The organism is Brevibacillus sp. FSL K6-0770 (genome assembly GCF_038000275.1).
Taxonomy (GTDB): domain Bacteria; phylum Bacillota; class Bacilli; order Brevibacillales; family Brevibacillaceae; genus Brevibacillus; species Brevibacillus parabrevis.
This window is the reverse complement of sequence record NZ_JBBOBQ010000001.1, coordinates 4,169,414-4,186,213: the sequence shown is the minus strand read 5'-3', so window position 1 is coordinate 4,186,213 and position 16,800 is coordinate 4,169,414. Positions and strand designations below refer to the sequence as shown.

16 protein-coding genes and 1 riboswitch are annotated in these 16,800 nt (G+C 54.8%); of the genes, 10 read left to right on the top strand and 6 right to left on the bottom strand.

Translation table 11 applies throughout. The features are described from left to right. Positions 1 to 60: 60 nt before the first annotated feature. From NST23_RS19970 to NST23_RS19960, 3 genes are read left to right on the top strand one after another with little or no spacing between them, the layout of a single operon-like run. Positions 61 to 1,833, top strand: coding sequence for an ABC transporter ATP-binding protein (locus NST23_RS19970; protein ID WP_280648752.1), 1,773 nt, complete (start codon positions 61 to 63; stop codon positions 1,831 to 1,833). After that, positions 1,830 to 2,504 (top strand): response regulator transcription factor, encoded by a 675-nt coding sequence (locus NST23_RS19965; protein WP_122963989.1) that lies wholly within the window; start codon positions 1,830 to 1,832, stop codon positions 2,502 to 2,504. The genes NST23_RS19970 and NST23_RS19965 overlap by 4 nt, the downstream gene beginning before the upstream one ends. After that, positions 2,501 to 3,646, top strand: coding sequence for a sensor histidine kinase (locus NST23_RS19960; RefSeq protein ID WP_340964427.1), 1,146 nt, complete (start codon positions 2,501 to 2,503; stop codon positions 3,644 to 3,646). Before NST23_RS19965 ends, NST23_RS19960 begins: the two co-directional genes overlap by 4 nt. A 34-nt stretch (positions 3,647 to 3,680) precedes the next feature. Here the strand turns inward: NST23_RS19960 and NST23_RS19955 are convergent, their stop codons facing one another. From NST23_RS19955 to NST23_RS19935, 5 genes are all read right to left on the bottom strand, one after another. Continuing rightward, a complete protein-coding gene (locus NST23_RS19955) occupies positions 3,681 to 4,706 on the bottom strand; it encodes a ThiF family adenylyltransferase (protein WP_122963991.1) in 1,026 nt (341 codons plus the stop codon). Positions 4,707 to 4,711: 5 nt separating this feature from the next. Next, positions 4,712 to 5,419 carry a molybdenum cofactor biosynthesis protein gene (locus NST23_RS19950; protein WP_173596893.1) on the bottom strand — a complete coding sequence of 236 codons (708 nt, stop codon included), beginning with the start codon at positions 5,417 to 5,419 and terminating at the stop codon, positions 4,712 to 4,714. Between the two features lie 109 nt (positions 5,420 to 5,528). Next, positions 5,529 to 6,347, bottom strand: a complete 819-nt coding sequence (locus tag NST23_RS19945) for an SPL family radical SAM protein (protein ID WP_340964424.1) — start codon at positions 6,345 to 6,347, stop codon at positions 5,529 to 5,531. A gap of 14 nt (positions 6,348 to 6,361) precedes the next feature. Beyond that, complete coding sequence (locus NST23_RS19940; protein WP_280648755.1) at positions 6,362 to 7,075, bottom strand: 2OG-Fe(II) oxygenase; 714 nt, start codon at positions 7,073 to 7,075, stop codon at positions 6,362 to 6,364. Next, positions 7,068 to 7,604 (bottom strand): methylated-DNA--[protein]-cysteine S-methyltransferase, encoded by a 537-nt coding sequence (locus NST23_RS19935; protein ID WP_173599132.1) that lies wholly within the window; start codon positions 7,602 to 7,604, stop codon positions 7,068 to 7,070. The genes NST23_RS19940 and NST23_RS19935 overlap by 8 nt, the downstream gene beginning before the upstream one ends. A gap of 232 nt (positions 7,605 to 7,836) precedes the next feature. Between NST23_RS19935 and moaC the strand changes: the two genes are divergently transcribed. From moaC to NST23_RS19915, 4 genes are all read left to right on the top strand, one after another. Next, entirely contained in the window at positions 7,837 to 8,319 is a 483-nt protein-coding gene (gene moaC, locus NST23_RS19930; RefSeq protein WP_063228098.1) for a cyclic pyranopterin monophosphate synthase MoaC, read from the top strand. A 3-nt stretch (positions 8,320 to 8,322) separates the two neighbouring features. Next, positions 8,323 to 9,603, top strand: coding sequence for an MFS transporter (locus NST23_RS19925; protein WP_173599133.1), 1,281 nt, complete (start codon positions 8,323 to 8,325; stop codon positions 9,601 to 9,603). Between the two features lie 96 nt (positions 9,604 to 9,699). After that, positions 9,700 to 9,813: riboswitch (SAM riboswitch) on the top strand. An 84-nt stretch (positions 9,814 to 9,897) separates the two neighbouring features. Then, positions 9,898 to 11,079, top strand: a complete 1,182-nt coding sequence (locus NST23_RS19920; RefSeq protein WP_122963997.1) for a pyridoxal phosphate-dependent aminotransferase — start codon at positions 9,898 to 9,900, stop codon at positions 11,077 to 11,079. 216 nt (positions 11,080 to 11,295) lie between these two features. Continuing rightward, the gene (locus tag NST23_RS19915; protein ID WP_122963998.1) at positions 11,296 to 11,766 is read left to right on the top strand and encodes a hypothetical protein; all 471 of its coding nucleotides are present in this window, start codon (positions 11,296 to 11,298) and stop codon (positions 11,764 to 11,766) included. A gap of 37 nt (positions 11,767 to 11,803) precedes the next feature. Here the strand turns inward: NST23_RS19915 and NST23_RS19910 are convergent, their stop codons facing one another. Then, a complete protein-coding gene (locus NST23_RS19910) occupies positions 11,804 to 12,715 on the bottom strand; it encodes a LysR family transcriptional regulator (RefSeq protein WP_254223353.1) in 912 nt (303 codons plus the stop codon). Between the two features lie 153 nt (positions 12,716 to 12,868). On the opposite strand from NST23_RS19910, the gene NST23_RS19905 reads away from it, so the two are divergent. From NST23_RS19905 to NST23_RS19895, 3 genes are read left to right on the top strand one after another with little or no spacing between them, the layout of a single operon-like run. Next, on the top strand, positions 12,869 to 13,984 hold the full coding sequence (locus tag NST23_RS19905) for an extracellular solute-binding protein (protein WP_217022320.1): 1,116 nt from the start codon (positions 12,869 to 12,871) through the stop codon (positions 13,982 to 13,984). 4 nt (positions 13,985 to 13,988) lie between these two features. Beyond that, complete coding sequence (locus NST23_RS19900) at positions 13,989 to 15,692, top strand: ABC transporter permease (RefSeq protein WP_340964421.1); 1,704 nt, start codon at positions 13,989 to 13,991, stop codon at positions 15,690 to 15,692. Continuing rightward, the gene (locus NST23_RS19895) at positions 15,689 to 16,798 is read left to right on the top strand and encodes an ABC transporter ATP-binding protein (RefSeq protein WP_122964002.1); all 1,110 of its coding nucleotides are present in this window, start codon (positions 15,689 to 15,691) and stop codon (positions 16,796 to 16,798) included. The genes NST23_RS19900 and NST23_RS19895 overlap by 4 nt, the downstream gene beginning before the upstream one ends. The last annotated feature ends 2 nt before the right edge of the window (positions 16,799 to 16,800 follow it).

Genomic DNA, 16,800 nt, shown 5'->3' with positions numbered 1-16,800 from the left:
GTTTACATTCATCCGTTATCGTATCACTTGTCACGAAAAACAAGCAGAGGAGTCAGCTATATGAAAGAACAAACGACCAACCAACGACCCGGATTGGGAAATTGGCGACCTTTTTATCAACTCATCAAGGCAACGAAGCCGTCCAAAATGAAGCTCGGCATCGCCTTGTTTATGAGCATCGCGACGACTGTGGTCAGTCTGGTCATTCCGATGTTTACGAAAGACCTCGTCGACAGCTTCACCCTTTCGACGATCAGCCAGGGGCAAATTGCGCTGTTGATGATTGCTTTCGTCGCGCAAGCCATTGCCAGCGGCTTGTCCATTTACTTGTTGAATCACGTCGGCCAAAGCATTGTGGCTGCTCTGCGTGAGCGCTTGTGGAAAAAGCTGCTCGTCCTGCCCGTCGCTTATTATGACAACCATCGCACGGGAGAAACGATCAGCCGGATGACGAACGACACCGGGGTTGTCAAAGGACTGATCAGCGAGCACCTCGCCAACTTTTTTACCGGAATTATCGCCATCATCGGCTCGGTGGCAACGCTGTTGTACCTCGATTGGCAAATGACGCTGACGATGCTGATCGCCGTCCCGCTGTCCATCGCGATTCTCGTCCCGTTAGGCCGGCAAATGTACAAAATCTCCAAAGGGCTGCAAGATGAGACAGCGAGCTTTACCACGGTCATGAATCAAGTCTTGTCCGAGGTGCGGCTGGTCAAGGCGCAAAACGCCGAGCCGCATGAGTACGCAGCCGGAAGCCGGGGGATTGGCAACCTGTTCCGTTACGGGCTGAAAGAAGGCCGCGTGCAGGCGATGATCGGGCCGTTGATCTCGTTCGTTTTGATGGTGTTGCTCGTCGTGATCATGGGCTACGGCGGGATGCGCGTTGCGACTGGCGCTCTGAGCGCTGGCGAACTTGTCGCGTTTATTTTGTACCTCGTTCAGATCATCATGCCGCTGGGGCAGTTTACCCAATTTTTTACCCAACTGCAAAAGGCAATGGGCGCAACAGAGCGAATCATAGCTACATTGGAGGAACCGGAGGAAGATCACGAGACAGGTCGCACACTGGAAAATGCAGCGCTGCCGATCCAACTGGACAAAGTGGGCTTTGCCTACGAAAACGGGGAGCGCATTCTCGATCAGGTCAGCTTCACGATTCCGGCGGGAAAAGTGACGGCGATTGTCGGGCCGAGCGGAAGCGGCAAAACGACGCTGTTCGCCTTGCTGGAACGGTTTTATCAGCCAGCAGAAGGCGAAATTCGCTTGGGACATGATCCGATCGATACGTTTTCGCTGGCATCATGGCGCAGCAAGATCGGCTACGTCTCCCAGGAAAGCCCTTTGATTGCAGGCACGATCCGGGAAAATATTTGCTACGGCATTTCCCGCCCGATTAGCGAAGCAGAACTGAAACAAGCGGCGGCGATGGCGTACGCGGACCAGTTTATTGACGAATTGCCTGATGGCTACGACACTCAAGTAGGAGAGCGAGGCGTCAAGCTGTCGGGAGGACAGCGCCAACGCATCGGGATTGCCCGCGCCCTGCTGCGCGATCCGCAAATTTTGATGCTGGATGAAGCGACCTCAAGCCTCGACAGCAAGTCGGAAATCATCGTTCAGCAAGCGTTGCAAAACTTGATGAAGGGGCGCACGACTCTCGTGATTGCCCACCGACTGTCTACCGTGGTGGACGCGGATCAGATCATCTTCCTGGAAAAAGGCAAAATAACCGGAATGGGAACGCACGAACAACTGTTTGAATCGCATGACATGTACAAGGAGCTGGCTAGCCAGCAATTGCTGATGAAGGAGAAGGTGCAGGCGACATGACGAAAATTATGGTAGTGGACGATGATCCGCACATTCGTGAGCTTGTCCGCGTCTTTTTGCGCAACGAGGGCTTCGAGGTCGTGGAAGCGGAAAATGGCGTCGAGGCGCTGAAAAAAATGGAATCGCCCGGTGCCGATCTGGTCATCCTCGATATTATGATGCCGCAGATGGACGGCTGGGAGCTGTGCCGACAATTGCGTGAGCATTACGATACCCCGCTGCTCATGCTGACGGCCAAAGGAGAGACGGCACAAAAAGTCAAAGGCTTCGAACTCGGAACGGACGATTATCTCGTCAAGCCGTTTGAGCCGGCAGAACTGGCTGTGCGGGTAAAAGCGCTGCTCAAGCGCTACAAAATCGCCGCCTCCCACAAAGTACAGGCAGGGCTTTTGCAGTTGGATCGCAAGACGTTCGAGATTGCGTGTCAGGACAAGGCGTGGACGATTCCGTTGAAAGAGTTTGAACTGTTGTTCAAGCTGGCGAGCTATCCGGGGCAGACGATTCCGCGCGAGCAGTTGATCGAGCAAATCTGGGGCTACGATTTTGAAGGCAACGAACGCACCGTCGACGTGCACATCAATCGGCTGCGCGAGCGTTTTCCGGAAGGGGAGTACGGCTTTCGCATCCGCACCGTCCGCGGCCTCGGTTATCGACTGGAGCTGGACAAATGAAACAGCCAAAACAAATGCCGAACCATTTGTCCCATTCCAGTCGCAAGTTTATCGTTCTGAAACTGCTGTTTCTGGTCGGGCTGGTGGCTTTGCTCATCGCCTGCGGGGCTGGGGCGTATTGGGCGACTGGTTTCGTTTTCCACTATGCCGGACTTACGCAGAGCGAATTTATTCGGGCAGTAGTCAGCTCTTTCCTCAGCTTCGTTTTGTTTATTCTCATAGCGTCTGTGATTTCTCGCTTTGTCCGTCCGCGACATCTGGAGCTGTTTCAATTGCTGATCGATGCGTTAAGACGGATTGCCAAAGGAGATTTCAACGTGAATCTGGATTTCAAAGTGGAGCGGGAGTGGGGGCAGCTCGTGGCGGGCATCAATCACATGGCGGAGCAATTGCAGGAAATGGAGAACATGCGCCAAGAGTTCATTTCCAATGTCTCGCATGAAATCCAGTCGCCGCTGACTTCGATTCGCGGCTTCGCCCGCGCCCTGCAAAACGACAGCCTGAGCGCCGAAGAGCGTCAACATTACTTGGAAATCATCGAAACGGAAAGCAACCGCTTGTCCAAAATCAGCGACAACTTGTTGAAGCTGACCTCGCTGGAGGGCAAGCATCACCCGTTTGAACGCAAGCGCTATCGTCTCGATCAGCAGTTGCAACAAATCATTTTGGCGTGCGAACCGCAATGGCTGGACAAAGAGATTGAGATGGAGCTTGATCTGGAAAAGGTGCACATCGTGGCTGACGAGGACATGATGAGCCAGGTGTGGAACAATCTGCTTGCCAACAGCATCAAGTTCACCGAGCCGGGCGGGCAGATTCGCGTCGCACTGCACGAGCAGCAGGGCGCTGTACAGGTGCGCATTTCCGATACGGGGATCGGCATCGCCAAAGAAAATCTCGAACGCATTTTTGAGCGGTTTTTTAAGGAAGACAAGTCGCGCAATCGCACAGCAGGCGGAAGCGGTCTTGGACTGTCCATCGTCAAAAAAATTGTGGAGATGCACGAGGCGACCATTTCCGTGGAGAGCGAGCCGGGAAAAGGAACGACTTTTACAGTAGCATGGCCGAGCGAGCAGGCGGACGCTCAACCAGATGGGCAGCCTGGCGCCGAGGAACAGCATCGAAAAAGAAAAAGACCTTGAGAGCCATACAATCTCAAGGTCTTTTTTCGTGGCATTACGCCCCGATGTATTTGGCGTGCAGCGATCTTGCTACGCTGACCTCATCCGTTCCTTGCACGAGTACGCGCCCGTCCGGGAAGGCGACGAGGGTGTAAGCATCGACGTGGAAGCGGAGCAGGAATTTGTTTTGCTCAATTCGGCCCAGTGGAGCGAGCCGTGCTGCGAGAGCGTCCAAATCGAGCGAGACAGCAGCGCCCGGCGAGATTTGCACCGTGTCTCGGCCACAGAGAGAGACTGCTTGTCCGTCTTGGGATTCGGGCTGCAAAAAGGTGTATTCGTGCTTGCCGCAGGTTGGGCAATCGCTGCGGCGGGCATTCGCCACTTTGATTTGCTGGTGGCGGTTTTGCCAGATTTCAAAATGCTCCAGATTCAAGTTGAGGTCGTCTGTTGCGCCGACCAACAGCTTGAACGCTTCGGTAGCTTGATACGAAGCTACGATATGAATGATCGGGCCGATGACGCCCGCTGTATCGCAAGTGGGCATTTCGCCCGGGTTGGGAGCTTCCGGGAACAAACAGCGCAAACATGGCGTGATGCCGGGACGGATCGTGGTAAACGTGCCCGTCGCACTGACAGCACCGCCGTACACCCACGGAATGCCGTGCTTGACGCAGACGTCGTTGACCAGATAGCGAACCTGGAAGTTGTCTGTCGCATCCAGCACCAGATCGACGTCAGAAAGCAGTTCCTCGGCGTTATAGGCGGACAGATCGGCGACAATCGGTTCGATGACGACGGATGAATTGATGTTCGACAGCTTGGCGTGGGCTGCAATCGCTTTTGGCAAATGCTCGGCGGCATCTGTCTCGTCGTAGAGCATCTGCCGCTGCAAGTTGCTCGGCTCCACGAAGTCGCGGTCGATCAGGCGGACAAAGCCTACTCCGGCGCGAACCAGATGATTCGACAGCACGGTGCCAAGCGCCCCCATGCCGACGATCGCCACACGGCTTTGTCCGAGCTTCTCCTGCCCGCTGCGTCCGATCGGATGAAACAGGATTTGACGGGAATAGCGTGTATCCAAAGCGACTACTCCTCCTTTCCGTACTCGGAGGCAAGCGGATTCCACGGGCCTTGCTGGTGGCCTTTCCATTCGCTGCCGTCTTCCCACATTTCTTTTTTCCAGATCGGAACGATTTGCTTCAGTCGTTCGATGGCGTAGCGCCCTGCTTCAAAAGACTCGTTGCGGTGCGCAGTAGCGACGGCGACGACGACTGCGATTTCCTCTACAGCCAAGTCTCCGATGCGATGATGCATCGCGACGGTCGCGCCAGGCCAGCGTTCCTTGATCTCGTCCGCGACCTGCTTCATTTTTTCCACTGCCATCGGTTCGTACGCTTCATAGGACAGGTAGACCGTGCGCTGTCCGTGCGTAAATTCGCGCACCGTCCCGACAAAGGTGAGAATCGCGCCTGCGTGCGGGTTGCTCACGAGGCTGACCAGCTTGTCCGCCGAGAGCTTTTCCCGGGTAACGGCAAAAAAGGGCACTTCTTCGCCGCCGCTGACTGGAGGCAAAAGAGCGATCTCATCCTGAGCGGAAATGACGCGATCAGGCTGGGCGTATTCGTGATTAATGGAAACAAAACTGCTGCCGAGCAGCGGGGCGAGGACAGGGTACTCTTCCCGGATTGCTTGCAGCAGATCGTGTACAGTAGCGTTTTCTGGCAAAGTCAATTGGATGTCGCGGGCATTGGCGCGTTCGGCCAGTCCGGCAAACAACAATACGGTAATCGTCAAGGCAATTCCTCACTTCCGCTTGTAAATGACAGTTCTCTATGGCTTGACGATATCACAATCGGAGAGAGATGCCAATGAGCGAAGGGCTGCAAGGTGCACGCTAAAAGGGCTAGGGGGCGAATCCCTCCTGGCTGATTTTGACTTCGTCAGGGGCGAAGACGCGCAACAGCCGCTTGTAGACGATCCGATACGCGGAAGGTCCCGCCCATTCCTCTAGTCCCGCTTCGCTGAACAGGGCGGGGATGCCGTTTTTGCTCGTCCGTTTGCCGCCGCTGCCGTCTCCCATATAAAAGTCGTCCAAACAGACGCGCGTGACCAGCGGCCGCAGCAAGTCGGGAAACGCTTCCGTGCTCGGCAAGGCCGGAGCGATCGTCGCCTGGGTCGGGACGCCAGCGGCAGCCAGTCGCTCCAACGCTTTCAGCCGAGCCGCAATCGGCGGGGCCTGCGGCGAAAACAGCTTGCGCATATCCTCCCGGTCGGTTTCCACCGTCATGCTGACCCGTACACGCTCTCCGAGTTGAACGAGCAAATCGATATCGCGCGTGACCAGCGGGCTGCGCGTCTGAACGAGCAAAAAGTCGGGTGGATTGTCCGCCATGACTTCCAACAGCGAGCGCGTCACTTTTTCCTGGTACTCCGCAGGCTGATAAGGGTCTGTGCTCGACGACATGAAAATCGTGACCTTGCCTTTTGCCTTTGCTTTGCTCAGCTCTTTGACAAGCAGCGTGGCTGCTTCGGTTTTGACGTCGACCCACGTGCCCCAGTCCAAACCGCGAAACAGCGAGACAGGCATTTGCCGCACGTAACAGTAAGAACAGGCGAACGAACAGCCTGTGTACGGGTTGAGCGAATGCGTGTAATCCGCGAGAAAGCCGCTGCCTTTATTCAGGAGCGACTTCGGTTGTTTGTAAAAGAGCGTGCTTTTCAAGCTAATCCCTTCTTTTACGTAGCGTCGTGGAAAATGATGCCCAGGCTGTACCGCGTGCCTGTCGTGATCGTGCTGACTCCGTGACGCATCGTCGTTTTGTAGTAGCCGCGTGTCCCGGCTACAGGGCGGTAGGAGGTGGGGAAAATCAATCCCGCCCCTTGTTCCAAGGTTATCACATGACCTCTGCTTTGCGCGCGTGGCCGTTGCTCTGTCAGGAGAAATTCCCCGCCGGAAAAGTCTTTTTCCTGCTGATTTAAGACAAACACAACCTGAAACGGAAAAAACAGCTCTCCGTACATATCCTGATGCAGACAATTGTAGCCGCCTGCTTCGTATTTTAAAATCAGCGGCGTCGGCCTGGTCTGTCCGTGCTGGTGACAATGATCGAGAAAATCAGTCAGAGCCGCAGGGAAAGCAGCCGTATGTCCGAGCAGTTGCCCCCAATGATTGGCTACTGGAGCCAGCCGGGGATACAAGCTTGCCCTGAGCTGTTGGACGAGCGGCGGCAGCGGAGCCTGATAGTAGCGATATTCGCCGCTGCCAAAGCGGTAGCGCTCCATCGGGATTGTTTTGCGAAAAAGCGAGTCAGCGGAGTAGCCCGCGATCAACTCCTGACATTCTTCTTCCTTTAATAGGCGCGGGAGAGTGGCGTAGCCTTGTGCATCCAACTCATGAACGATCTGCTCCCAGCTTTGCGCGTCGATTCGATTCGCCAACGTGTCAGACATGGACAGCGCTCCGTTTCACGCTCGTTTTCTCCAGCTTGAGCAGCTCTGTTTTCATGGGGAGGCCGCCGCGATAGCCTGTAAGCTTCCCGTCTTTTCCGACCACCCGATGGCACGGAATCGTCAACAACAACGGATTGGCGCCAATCGCTGCGCCCACTGCCCGGACAGCCGCGCTGTTGTTGATGTGGGCAGCAACGTCGGAGTAAGAGGCCGTCTGTCCGTACGGAATTTGCTGCAACGCCTGCCAAACCGCTTGTTGAAAAGGAGTGCCCGACAGATCGTGGGCGACTGAAAACTGCTGGCGTTCTCCCTGCAAATACTCGATGATCTCTTTGGCGTACGGAGCCAGCCGAGCCGCATCCTGGACGAGAGCGTATCGGGGTTTGCGCCGCGCTGCCCATTGTGCCAATTCGTCAATCGGGTGGTGATTGGAGCCGACGAAAGCAAGTCCCTTCTCTGTTGCTGCGATGTACAGACTCCACTCGCCATGCTCTACTTTTGCCCAGTATATGTGCTGATTTTTGTTCATTTTGTTTGCGCCTCCTTAACAGTTGCCAATGTACGCACAGTATACCTTTGTTTTCGCGATTCCGTACGTTTTCGGCAATAAATCAGCAAGATAGTGAAAGCGGTGCGACATGATTTGCCAAAGACAAATCTCGCGGTGTTCCCATTGCTTTTCGCAAGCGGCGGGAGTAAGGTAGAAGAAGCAAAGTTGTAAGCGGGTTACGGGATCGTACAAATGGAGGACGAACAGGAACATGAGTGATCAACTGACGCATTTTAATGAACAAAACCGTGCACGCATGGTGGATGTTTCGGAAAAAGACATCACCAAGCGGGAGGCCGTAGCGGAAAGCAAAATCGTCATGAAGCCCGAGACGCTTCAGCGTATTCGCGAAGGGCGGGTAGAGAAGGGGGATGTGCTGGCAGTCGCGCAAGTAGCGGGAGTCATGGCTGCGAAAAAGACGTGGGACATCATTCCGATGTGTCATCCGCTTTCCTTGACCGGGATTGATATTCGCTTCACTTTTGAAAACGAGACGACGCTGGGCCTGGAAGCAAGCGTGCGGACGACCGGAAAAACAGGCGTCGAGATGGAAGCTTTGACAGCGGTAAGCGTTGCTGCTCTTACGGTGTACGACATGTGCAAGGCGATGGACAAAGGCATGGTCATCGGGCCGACCTGTCTGTTGAGCAAATCAGGCGGAAAGAACGGCGATTTTCGTCGGGGAGAGAACTAGATTATGAGACAGAAATGGGAATCCTATCCGAGCAGCATTCGTCTTCTGGCGGTTGCTGCCATCATTTTTTCTACGGGTATGGCATGTATATGGCCGCTCGTCACGATTTACATTCACGATTACTTGGGGAAGCCGCTGCCTGTAGCGGGTTTTTTGCTGTTATTGAACCAGGGCGCGTTTTTGATCGGAAGCATCACGGGTGGCATGCTGTTTGACCGCTGGGGAAGAATGCGGACGATCATAATCGGCTCTGTCGGCATTATTTTGATTACAATCGGTCTTGGACTTACGCACGATTTTACCGTGTATACGATCCTGCTGCTGTTAAACGGGCTGTTCTACGGAACGCTGTCTCCTGTCATGAACGCGCTGGCGGTCGTTTTGTGGCCGGAAGGCGGGCGCAAAGGAATCAACATGATTTACGTCGCGTTGAATGCGGGAGTGGCGGCAGGCTCGGCGCTGGGCGGACTTTTGGCGAGCGTATCGTTTTCCTGGACCTTTTTCGGGAACGCACTCACGCAAATGATCGTTCTCGCCATCTTCGTGATCTTTTTGCCGCGCCATCTGAAAGCGGCGGAGAATCGGCCACTGCCTGCTTCGCCAGCGGGCGAGTCGGACACGAGCAAGACCGATGCTGACGGACAGCTTGGCGCACATGGCGCAGGAGAGCTTCAGCCAACGCGAAAAGTGGTTTGGGGAGCCTTGCTGTTTTTGTGCAGCGGCTTGCTGATCAGCTGGATTGTGTACGTGCAATGGACGACGGTGTTGTCGACTTACATGCAATCTTTGGGCATCTCCTTGCGCCAGTACAGCTTGCTGTGGACGCTGAATGGCGGCTTGATCCTGTTTGGTCAACCGCTGATCGCCTGGGTCATTCGCCGCTTTGCTCGCACGCTGAAAGCGCAAATGCTGCTCGGCTCCTACGTCTTTGCCTTGTCGATGCTGATTTTGTCGCAGTCGACCTCCTATGCGGGCTTCGTCGCCGCAATGTTTATCATGACGTTGGGCGAAATGCTCGTCTGGCCAGCCGTTCCTGCCGTAGCCGCACAAATTACGCCAGCAGGACGGGAAGGCTTTATTCAAGGGCTGATCGCGGGAACAGGCTCGGCAGGGCGGATGCTCGGACCGTTGCTCGGCGCGATCATTTTCCAGCACTTTCAGGCGCAAGGGCTTTTGTACATCATGGCAGGGCTTGCGCTCTTGTCCGTGGCGTTTTTCGCCTTCCACACAACGTTTTTGAATCGCCGTCAAAAGGTGGCTGTGCCAACCGCAGAAAAGATGTAGCGAAAAAAGGCGAGCGCCTGCGGGGAAGCATCTTGACACGTCGAGAGCAGGCAATGTAGTATGAAGAAGATTAAAAACAGTATATTCCGTGTGATTTACTTATGAAGAGAGGCGGAGGGACTGGCCCTATGAAGCCCGGCAGCGGATCTGCGCGTGTAGCGATGCAGATGCTGTGCCAATTCCAGCAGGAGTATTCCTGACAGATAAGGACGTGACCAAGCTGATCTCCCCCTTTTTCTGTACGGAAAAAAGGGGTTTTTGCTGTATGGGCGAAAAGAAAGGAACTGAAGAGAAATGCGTATCCAACCTTCCGACATGATTGACCGACTGCCAACCCAATTTTTCGCGACGCTGGTAGCGAAAGTAAATAAAGTCATCGCCAACGGGCACGATGTGATCAACCTGGGGCAGGGAAACCCGGACTTGCCGACTCCTCCCCACATCGTAGAAGCGCTGCAAGCACATACAGCCAACCCGCTTCACCACAAGTACCCGCCTTTTTCCGGCCGACTGGAACTGAAGCAGGCTGTTGCGCACTGGTATAAACAACAATTTGACGTAGACCTTGATCCGGAAGAAGAAGTAGCGGTTTTGTTCGGCAGCAAAACAGGACTGGTGGAAATTTGCCAGGTGCTGATGAACGCAGGCGACGTCGCGCTCGTACCGGACCCGGGCTATCCGGATTACTGGTCGGGTGTGGCGGTCGTCAATGGTCGGATGTCGATGATGCCGCTGACAGCAGAAAATCAGTTTTTGCCGGACTACAGCAAAATTCCGCAAGCCGATTTGGATCGGGCCAAGCTGATGTTTTTGAACTATCCGAATAACCCGACAGCGGTGAATGCGCCGTTTGAATTTTACGAGGAAACGATTCAATTTGCCCGCAAGCATGAGATCGTCGTCTGCCACGACTTTGCCTACGGCGCGATCAGCTACGACGGCAAAAAGCCGGTCAGCTTCATGCAGGTGCCAGGGGCAAAAGAGGTCGGTGTCGAGTTTTACACTTTGTCCAAAACGTACAACATGGCTGGCTGGCGCGTAGGTGCGATGGTCGGCAACCGCGAGCTGGTGAGACTGATCAATCTGATTCAGGATCATTATTTCGTCAGCCTGTTCGGTGCTGTGCAAATGGCAGCGGTAACCGCGATGACCGAATCGCAGCAATGCGTTCGGGATTTGGTGGCTGTCTACGAAAGCAGACGCAACGCCTTGTTCTCCAATCTGCACCGCATCGGCTGGCAAGCGCCGCCGTCCCAAGGCTCGTTTTTTGCCTGGCTCCCGGTTCCAGCCGGATTCACTTCCATCGAGTTTTCCGATTTGCTCTTGGAAAAAGCGCATGTCGTCGTTGCTCCCGGTGACGGCTTCGGCCCTACCGGGGAAGGATACGTTCGCGCCGCGCTGTTGTCGAGTGAAGAACGTCTGGCCGAAGCGGTACAGCGCATTGAGAAATTAGGACTGTTTGCCAATACCAAATAGGATGAGAACGGACCGCACTTTCCTGCATGAGAAAGTGCGGTTTTTGTTTGGAAATCAGGGGATAGCAGGAGATTTTCTGGGTAAAATGTAAGGGCCATGCGTTTTTGGAAACCAAGACAGGCAAGGCGAATAAAAATCATTCTCACCGTTGACAGATAATGATTTTCATTATAGGATGGTAATGATAATTGATCTCAGCAAGAGCGGGAGGGTACTATGCGCTATCAGATTAACGGTTACACGGACATGTATACGGTGATCGCCAACGAGCGGAAGATCGGTGGAGCCATTGAAGCAGCTCAGGTTCGACTGCGCACGGGAGAGATTTTTGCCAATGCGGTTCTCACTCGTTTGGAAATGTCAGGTGCGCATTTTTGCTCGATCGGATTCGTCACAGAAGAAGGCAAGCGGCTGATTGTGCACGTAGATGATATCAGCATGATCGCAGATGCGCGCCATGTAAATGTATGTGAGCTGACCAATGAATGCATGCGTGCAGAGAAATGCGCGGATCGCTTGAAGCGTTTGAAGCGTCTCTGTGAGCTGAACGAAGGAAGCTGTACGCCGACTTTCCAGGAAGAAGCGCTGCTTTTGGCAGAGGACATCGGACTGGATGAAGCACGCGGACACGTAGACTTGTCTTTCTTGCCGCAAGCAGAAAAGGCTCGTGTTGTTCGCATCGCGTAGAATAGCTATTTGATTTACATAATCGCCCCTTTCCCTTTTACAGCGGAGAGGGGCTTTTTGCGTGCGGGCGTTGATGCTGCAAAAACCGGATGAAGCTCTGGACCGGATAAGGCATGATGTCGTCCTGGCGATAGACGAGGCAAATGTGCCGGCGATTGACGTAGCCGGGCAGTTCGCGAACGATCAGTTCACCAGTCTCGCTTTCGCGCACGACGCTGCGATACGGCAGGACACTGACGCCCATGTTGTGTTTGGTCGCTTCCTTGATCGTCTCGATCGCCCCCAGCTCCATGCGCACTTGCCAGCGCAGCTGGTTTTCCTGGGCCCAAAGTTCAGCAAGCTCGCGTGAGGTGGAGCCTGCTTCGTGAATGAGAAACGGCTCGGATTGCAAATCAGTCAGCTCGATCACGTTTTTTTGGGCAAGCGGATTTTGCGGAGCGAGAACGAGGCGCAGCTCGTCGGCAAGCAGCGGAATGACATGCAGACCGTCCTGGGGCTGCATGGACAACGAGACAATCGCCAAATCGATCTCAAAATCGCGCAGCAGCTCCATGAGCGGCCGCGCTTTTTTTACGGTCAAAATCGGCAGGACGTGCGGATGCTCCGCCTGAAATGAAGCCAGATAAGGGGGAAGATAGTAGGTGGCAGGCGTATAGCTCGCCCCGATTTTCAGCGTTCCTCTGCCGCCGTGGCGAAACTCCTCCATGACTTGTCCGGCCTCTGTGAGCAAAGTGGACACTCTGCGGGCATAAGGCAAGAGCGCCGCTCCTGCTTCCGTCAGGCGAAAGTGCCGCGGCTGCTTGTAATACAGCTCCACGCCGAGGTCGCTCTCCAGTTTTTTCAGGTGAAAGCTGACGGTTGGCTGCTTGATATGCAAAGCTTCGGCGGCTTCGGTCAGCGACTTGCATTGAGCGGAAACGGCAAATACGCGCAATTGCTGAATATTCATCGAGTCGATCCCTCCGCCACCAGTATAGATACTCTCTATCGTTCCATCAATAAACATAGACGTTATTTAACACAAGCTTAGCATCTCATTTACTTTCCGCTCACACTAATCGCGTAAAGTTGTCGGTAGGAAAAGAAATGGGAGGGAAACGGAATGAACAAGAAAAATCGCAAGCCAAAATGGTCCGTATTGACGCTGCTCGTCTCAACGTCTTTGCTTTTTGCAGGATGTGGACAAGGCTCCACCACTCCGGCAGCATCAGGTACAGACAAAGCGGGCAATCAGCCGGCAGCATCCACAACAACCGGGAGCGCGCCAACAAAAGAAGACAAGTCGAAGGGAGAGCCGCTCGTCGTCTATCTCAATGACTTCGATGAGATCATCGGCCCGATGTTTGAAAAAGAGACAGGCTACAAAGTCAAACTCGTCTCTGGCAACGGAGCAGAAATCATGTCGCGGATCGAAGCGGAAAAAGGCAATCCGCACTGGGATGTCGTCTGGATGGACGCGATGCCGTCGATTCACAAGCTGGGCAAAGACGGACAACTGCTCGAAGGCTGGACGCCGAATAACGCTGCGGGCTTGACAGACTTTGCGGCGAAGCTCGTTCCAGCGAACAAAACGTACTACCCGACAGGTGCGCATGCAGCGGGTGTCATCATTGCCAATACGAAACAACTCCCGGCAGACAAAGCTCCGAAATCGTGGAACGATCTGGTCAAGCCGGAGTTTCAAAATATGGTCGGCATGGCGGACCCGGCGGTAGCTGCTCCGGCCTATCCGTTTGTCGCCTGGTTTTTCCAGCAGGAGGGCATGGACAAAGGCAAAGCTTACTTCGATCTGCTGCTGCAAAACGGCGCTCGCGTCTACCCGAAAAATCCGAATGTGGCAAAAGCTTTGACAGGGGGCGAGATCAAACTGGCAGCCCTGCAAGAAAGCAATGCCTACACGCTGAAAAACAAAAAAGAGCCTGTTGAAATCATCTGGCCAGAAGAAGGAGCGCCTGCATCTGTGCGCGTAGCCGGGATTCAGAAGGATACGAAAAACGTGGAAGCAGCGAAAGCGTTTATCGACTTCATTCTCGATCCGAAGGTCCAGCAGCAATTGATCGATCAGGGAGAAGAAAGCTACTTCGAGCCGTCCGCAAAAGGAGCCGTTGCCAAAAAAGACCGGGCTGCCAATGCCAAGCTGGTCGTCGCCGATCCAGAGTGGGCTTCCGAGCATGAAGCGGAAATCAAGCAATGGTTTGCCGACAAAGCGGTAAAGTAAAGCGATGAGATTGCTAGGGACATATGGAAACCGAATGGGCTGGCTCGTGCTGGCCATTCTCTTTTTCCTGATTTTATTGCCGCTTGCTGCTGTCATCATTCAAGTGTTGTTGCCCGGTGTGTTTTTCGGGCAGTGGAACATCGGGGATTTATCGCTGCTGCTGGACGTGTTCACTCGGCCGCTCTGGCTGGCTTCCTTGAAAAATTCCTTATACCTTGGCGTAGGAACGACGGTATTTGCGACAGCGCTCGGCTGCGCACTGGCTATCGTCCGTTCGCGCTGGTCGTTTCAAACGGCAAGGCTGCTCGATCTGGCGGTCTGGGTGTTGCTGATTACGCCATCGTTCATTTTGGCGCAAGGCTGGGTGATGTTTGCTGCGGCAGATGGTCTGGCGAACGCCTGGCTGGGCTGGACCTGGATCACAAGTCTCGTCTTTTCGCCAGAAGGTCTGGTTGTGGTGATGTCGCTCAGCAAATTCCCGCTCGCTTACTTGGCGATTGCGAGTGCGCTGGAATGGAAGGTGGACCGATTGGGAGAGGCAGCCAGATTGTGCGGCGGCTCGCTCTGGACGGTCTGGCGCACGGTGGAGCTGCCGCTATTGCTGCCTGCGATTTGTTCCGGGGCGCTGCTCGTGTTCATGGATACGATCGGCGACTTCGGCTTGCCAGCTTCAATTGCTGCTGTCTTCCGTTTTCCGACGCTGCCGTATTCGATTTATTCGGCTCTGTACACGTCGCCCATCCGCTTTGACATGGCGGGAGTGCTGTCGTTTTACCTCGTGCTGCTGATTGTCACTGCGATGAGCATTCAGTTTTATGTGATGCGCAAGGCGCGGTTTGATGTACTGTCCTCCCGGGCGACCAGACAGGAGCGCAAGACAACAAAGCGGGGCAGCCTGTGGCTGAATATCGGCTGCATCAGCTTTTTGCTGGTCGTCATCGGCATTCCGTTCGGGGCGAACCTGCTCATGTCCATCTCGGATACATCGAGCATGGATCAGGGCTTGCAAGGATTGACTCTGCGTCATTACGAAGAGCTGTTTGCCGATGGAGAAGCCTTGCTGGACGGCTTGCTGCATTCGCTTGGCATCGCCGCTACCGCAGGCATTATCGGACTGATCGTCGGATTTTTCGTCGCCTACGTGCTGACGTATTCGCCGTTCAAATACCGCAGGGCTGTCGACGTTATCTCGCTGGTCTCGCTGGCTGTACCTGGCGTTGTTCTCGGCATTGGCTATATTTTTGTCTGGAATCAGCGTTGGCTCGAACCGATCGGCTTGTTGCTGTACGGAACGCCGTGGATTCTCGCGCTGGCAAGTGTGGCAGGTGCCATCCCGATCATTACGCGGGTCATTGTCGGCGCGATGGCAAAAGTGCCGGGGCAGCTGCTGGCAGCTGCGCAAATGCAGGGAGCAAGCTTCGTCCAGCGCGTGAGGTGGATTTTGCTGCCGTTGATCCGCGGGGCGCTCGTCGCAGCAGGTTTGTCCGCTTTTGGCAGCAGTGTGTTTGATTTGGCGGCGACTTCGATTTTGTTCCCGCCTGATTTTATGACCTTGCCCGTCTTTATTAACAAGGCGTTTGAAGATCTGAAATTCGCTTATGCGGCGGCTTCGACCTTGATGGGCGGCGGTTTGGTCGTCTTGATCATCGTCATTGTCGAGCTGTTGTTTCAGCCGAAAAAATGGAAAGCTGGGAGAGATCATGCTTGAATCCGATACTGGAAGTTCGCGGAGTACACAAATCGTTTGGCAACTATGCTGCCCTGCGCGGAATTGATTTGTCCGTCCAAAAGGGAGAAATCATCAGCGTCCTGGGGCCATCCGGCTGCGGGAAGTCGACTTTGTTGCAAGTCATTGCCGGGCTGACGCAGCCAGATGCGGGAGAAGTGCAGCTGCGAGGTGCGCAGGTCGCTTCGCCTACGCGACTGGTGCCCCCGGAAAAGCGCAATATCAACATGGTGTTTCAAGACTACGCCCTGTGGCCGCACATGACGGTCTACGAGAACATCGCTTATGGATTGCAGCGCAAAAAAGCGAAAGCGGATTACATAAAGGCCAAGATTGCCGAGCTTGTCAGCTTGCTGCGTCTCGAAGGACTGGAGCAACGCCTGCCGCCGCAGCTTTCAGGAGGCCAACAGCAGCGTGTGGCGATTGCTCGCGCGCTTGCCACAGAGCCGGATTTGCTTTTGCTGGATGAGCCGCTATCCAATCTCGACATGCGGCTGCGCATCCGCATGCGCACGGAAATGGCTTACTTGTTCCGCCGTCTGGGAACAACCGTCTTTCATGTGACACACGATCCGGATGAAGCGTTTGCCATGGCAGATCGGCTGGTCATCATGAGAGCGGGGGCGATCGATCAGATGGGAGCGCCGCAAGATTGCTACGAGCAGCCAGCGACACGCTCTGCCGCGTCTTTGCTGGGGGCTGGCAATCAGCTGACGGGCACGTTGCGCAAGGCAGCTGGCCGCGACATCGCGCTCATCGGAGAAGCGCTCGTCGAGGGTACAATACCCGCCGCAAAAGGAAGCGGGGATCGCGCTCATGTCCAGTCAGCGCTTGCAGACGGCGAGCAGATTGACCTTTTGTTTCGTCCCGAAGAAGCAGAGTGGGCGCAGCAGCCGGAGGCAAACAGCTTGCCTGTTCGCGTCGTGCACAGCACATACGAGGGCAATCGCTGGCGCATCCTCGGTGAAATCGGCGGAGGACAGACTTTGGCCTTTTTTCACGCGGAGCGACTGGAAAATACGGAACGGGGATACGTCTGCCTGAAGCCATCAGCCGCTTACTTGTTTCCTCATCTGGACGAAAGGTGAGC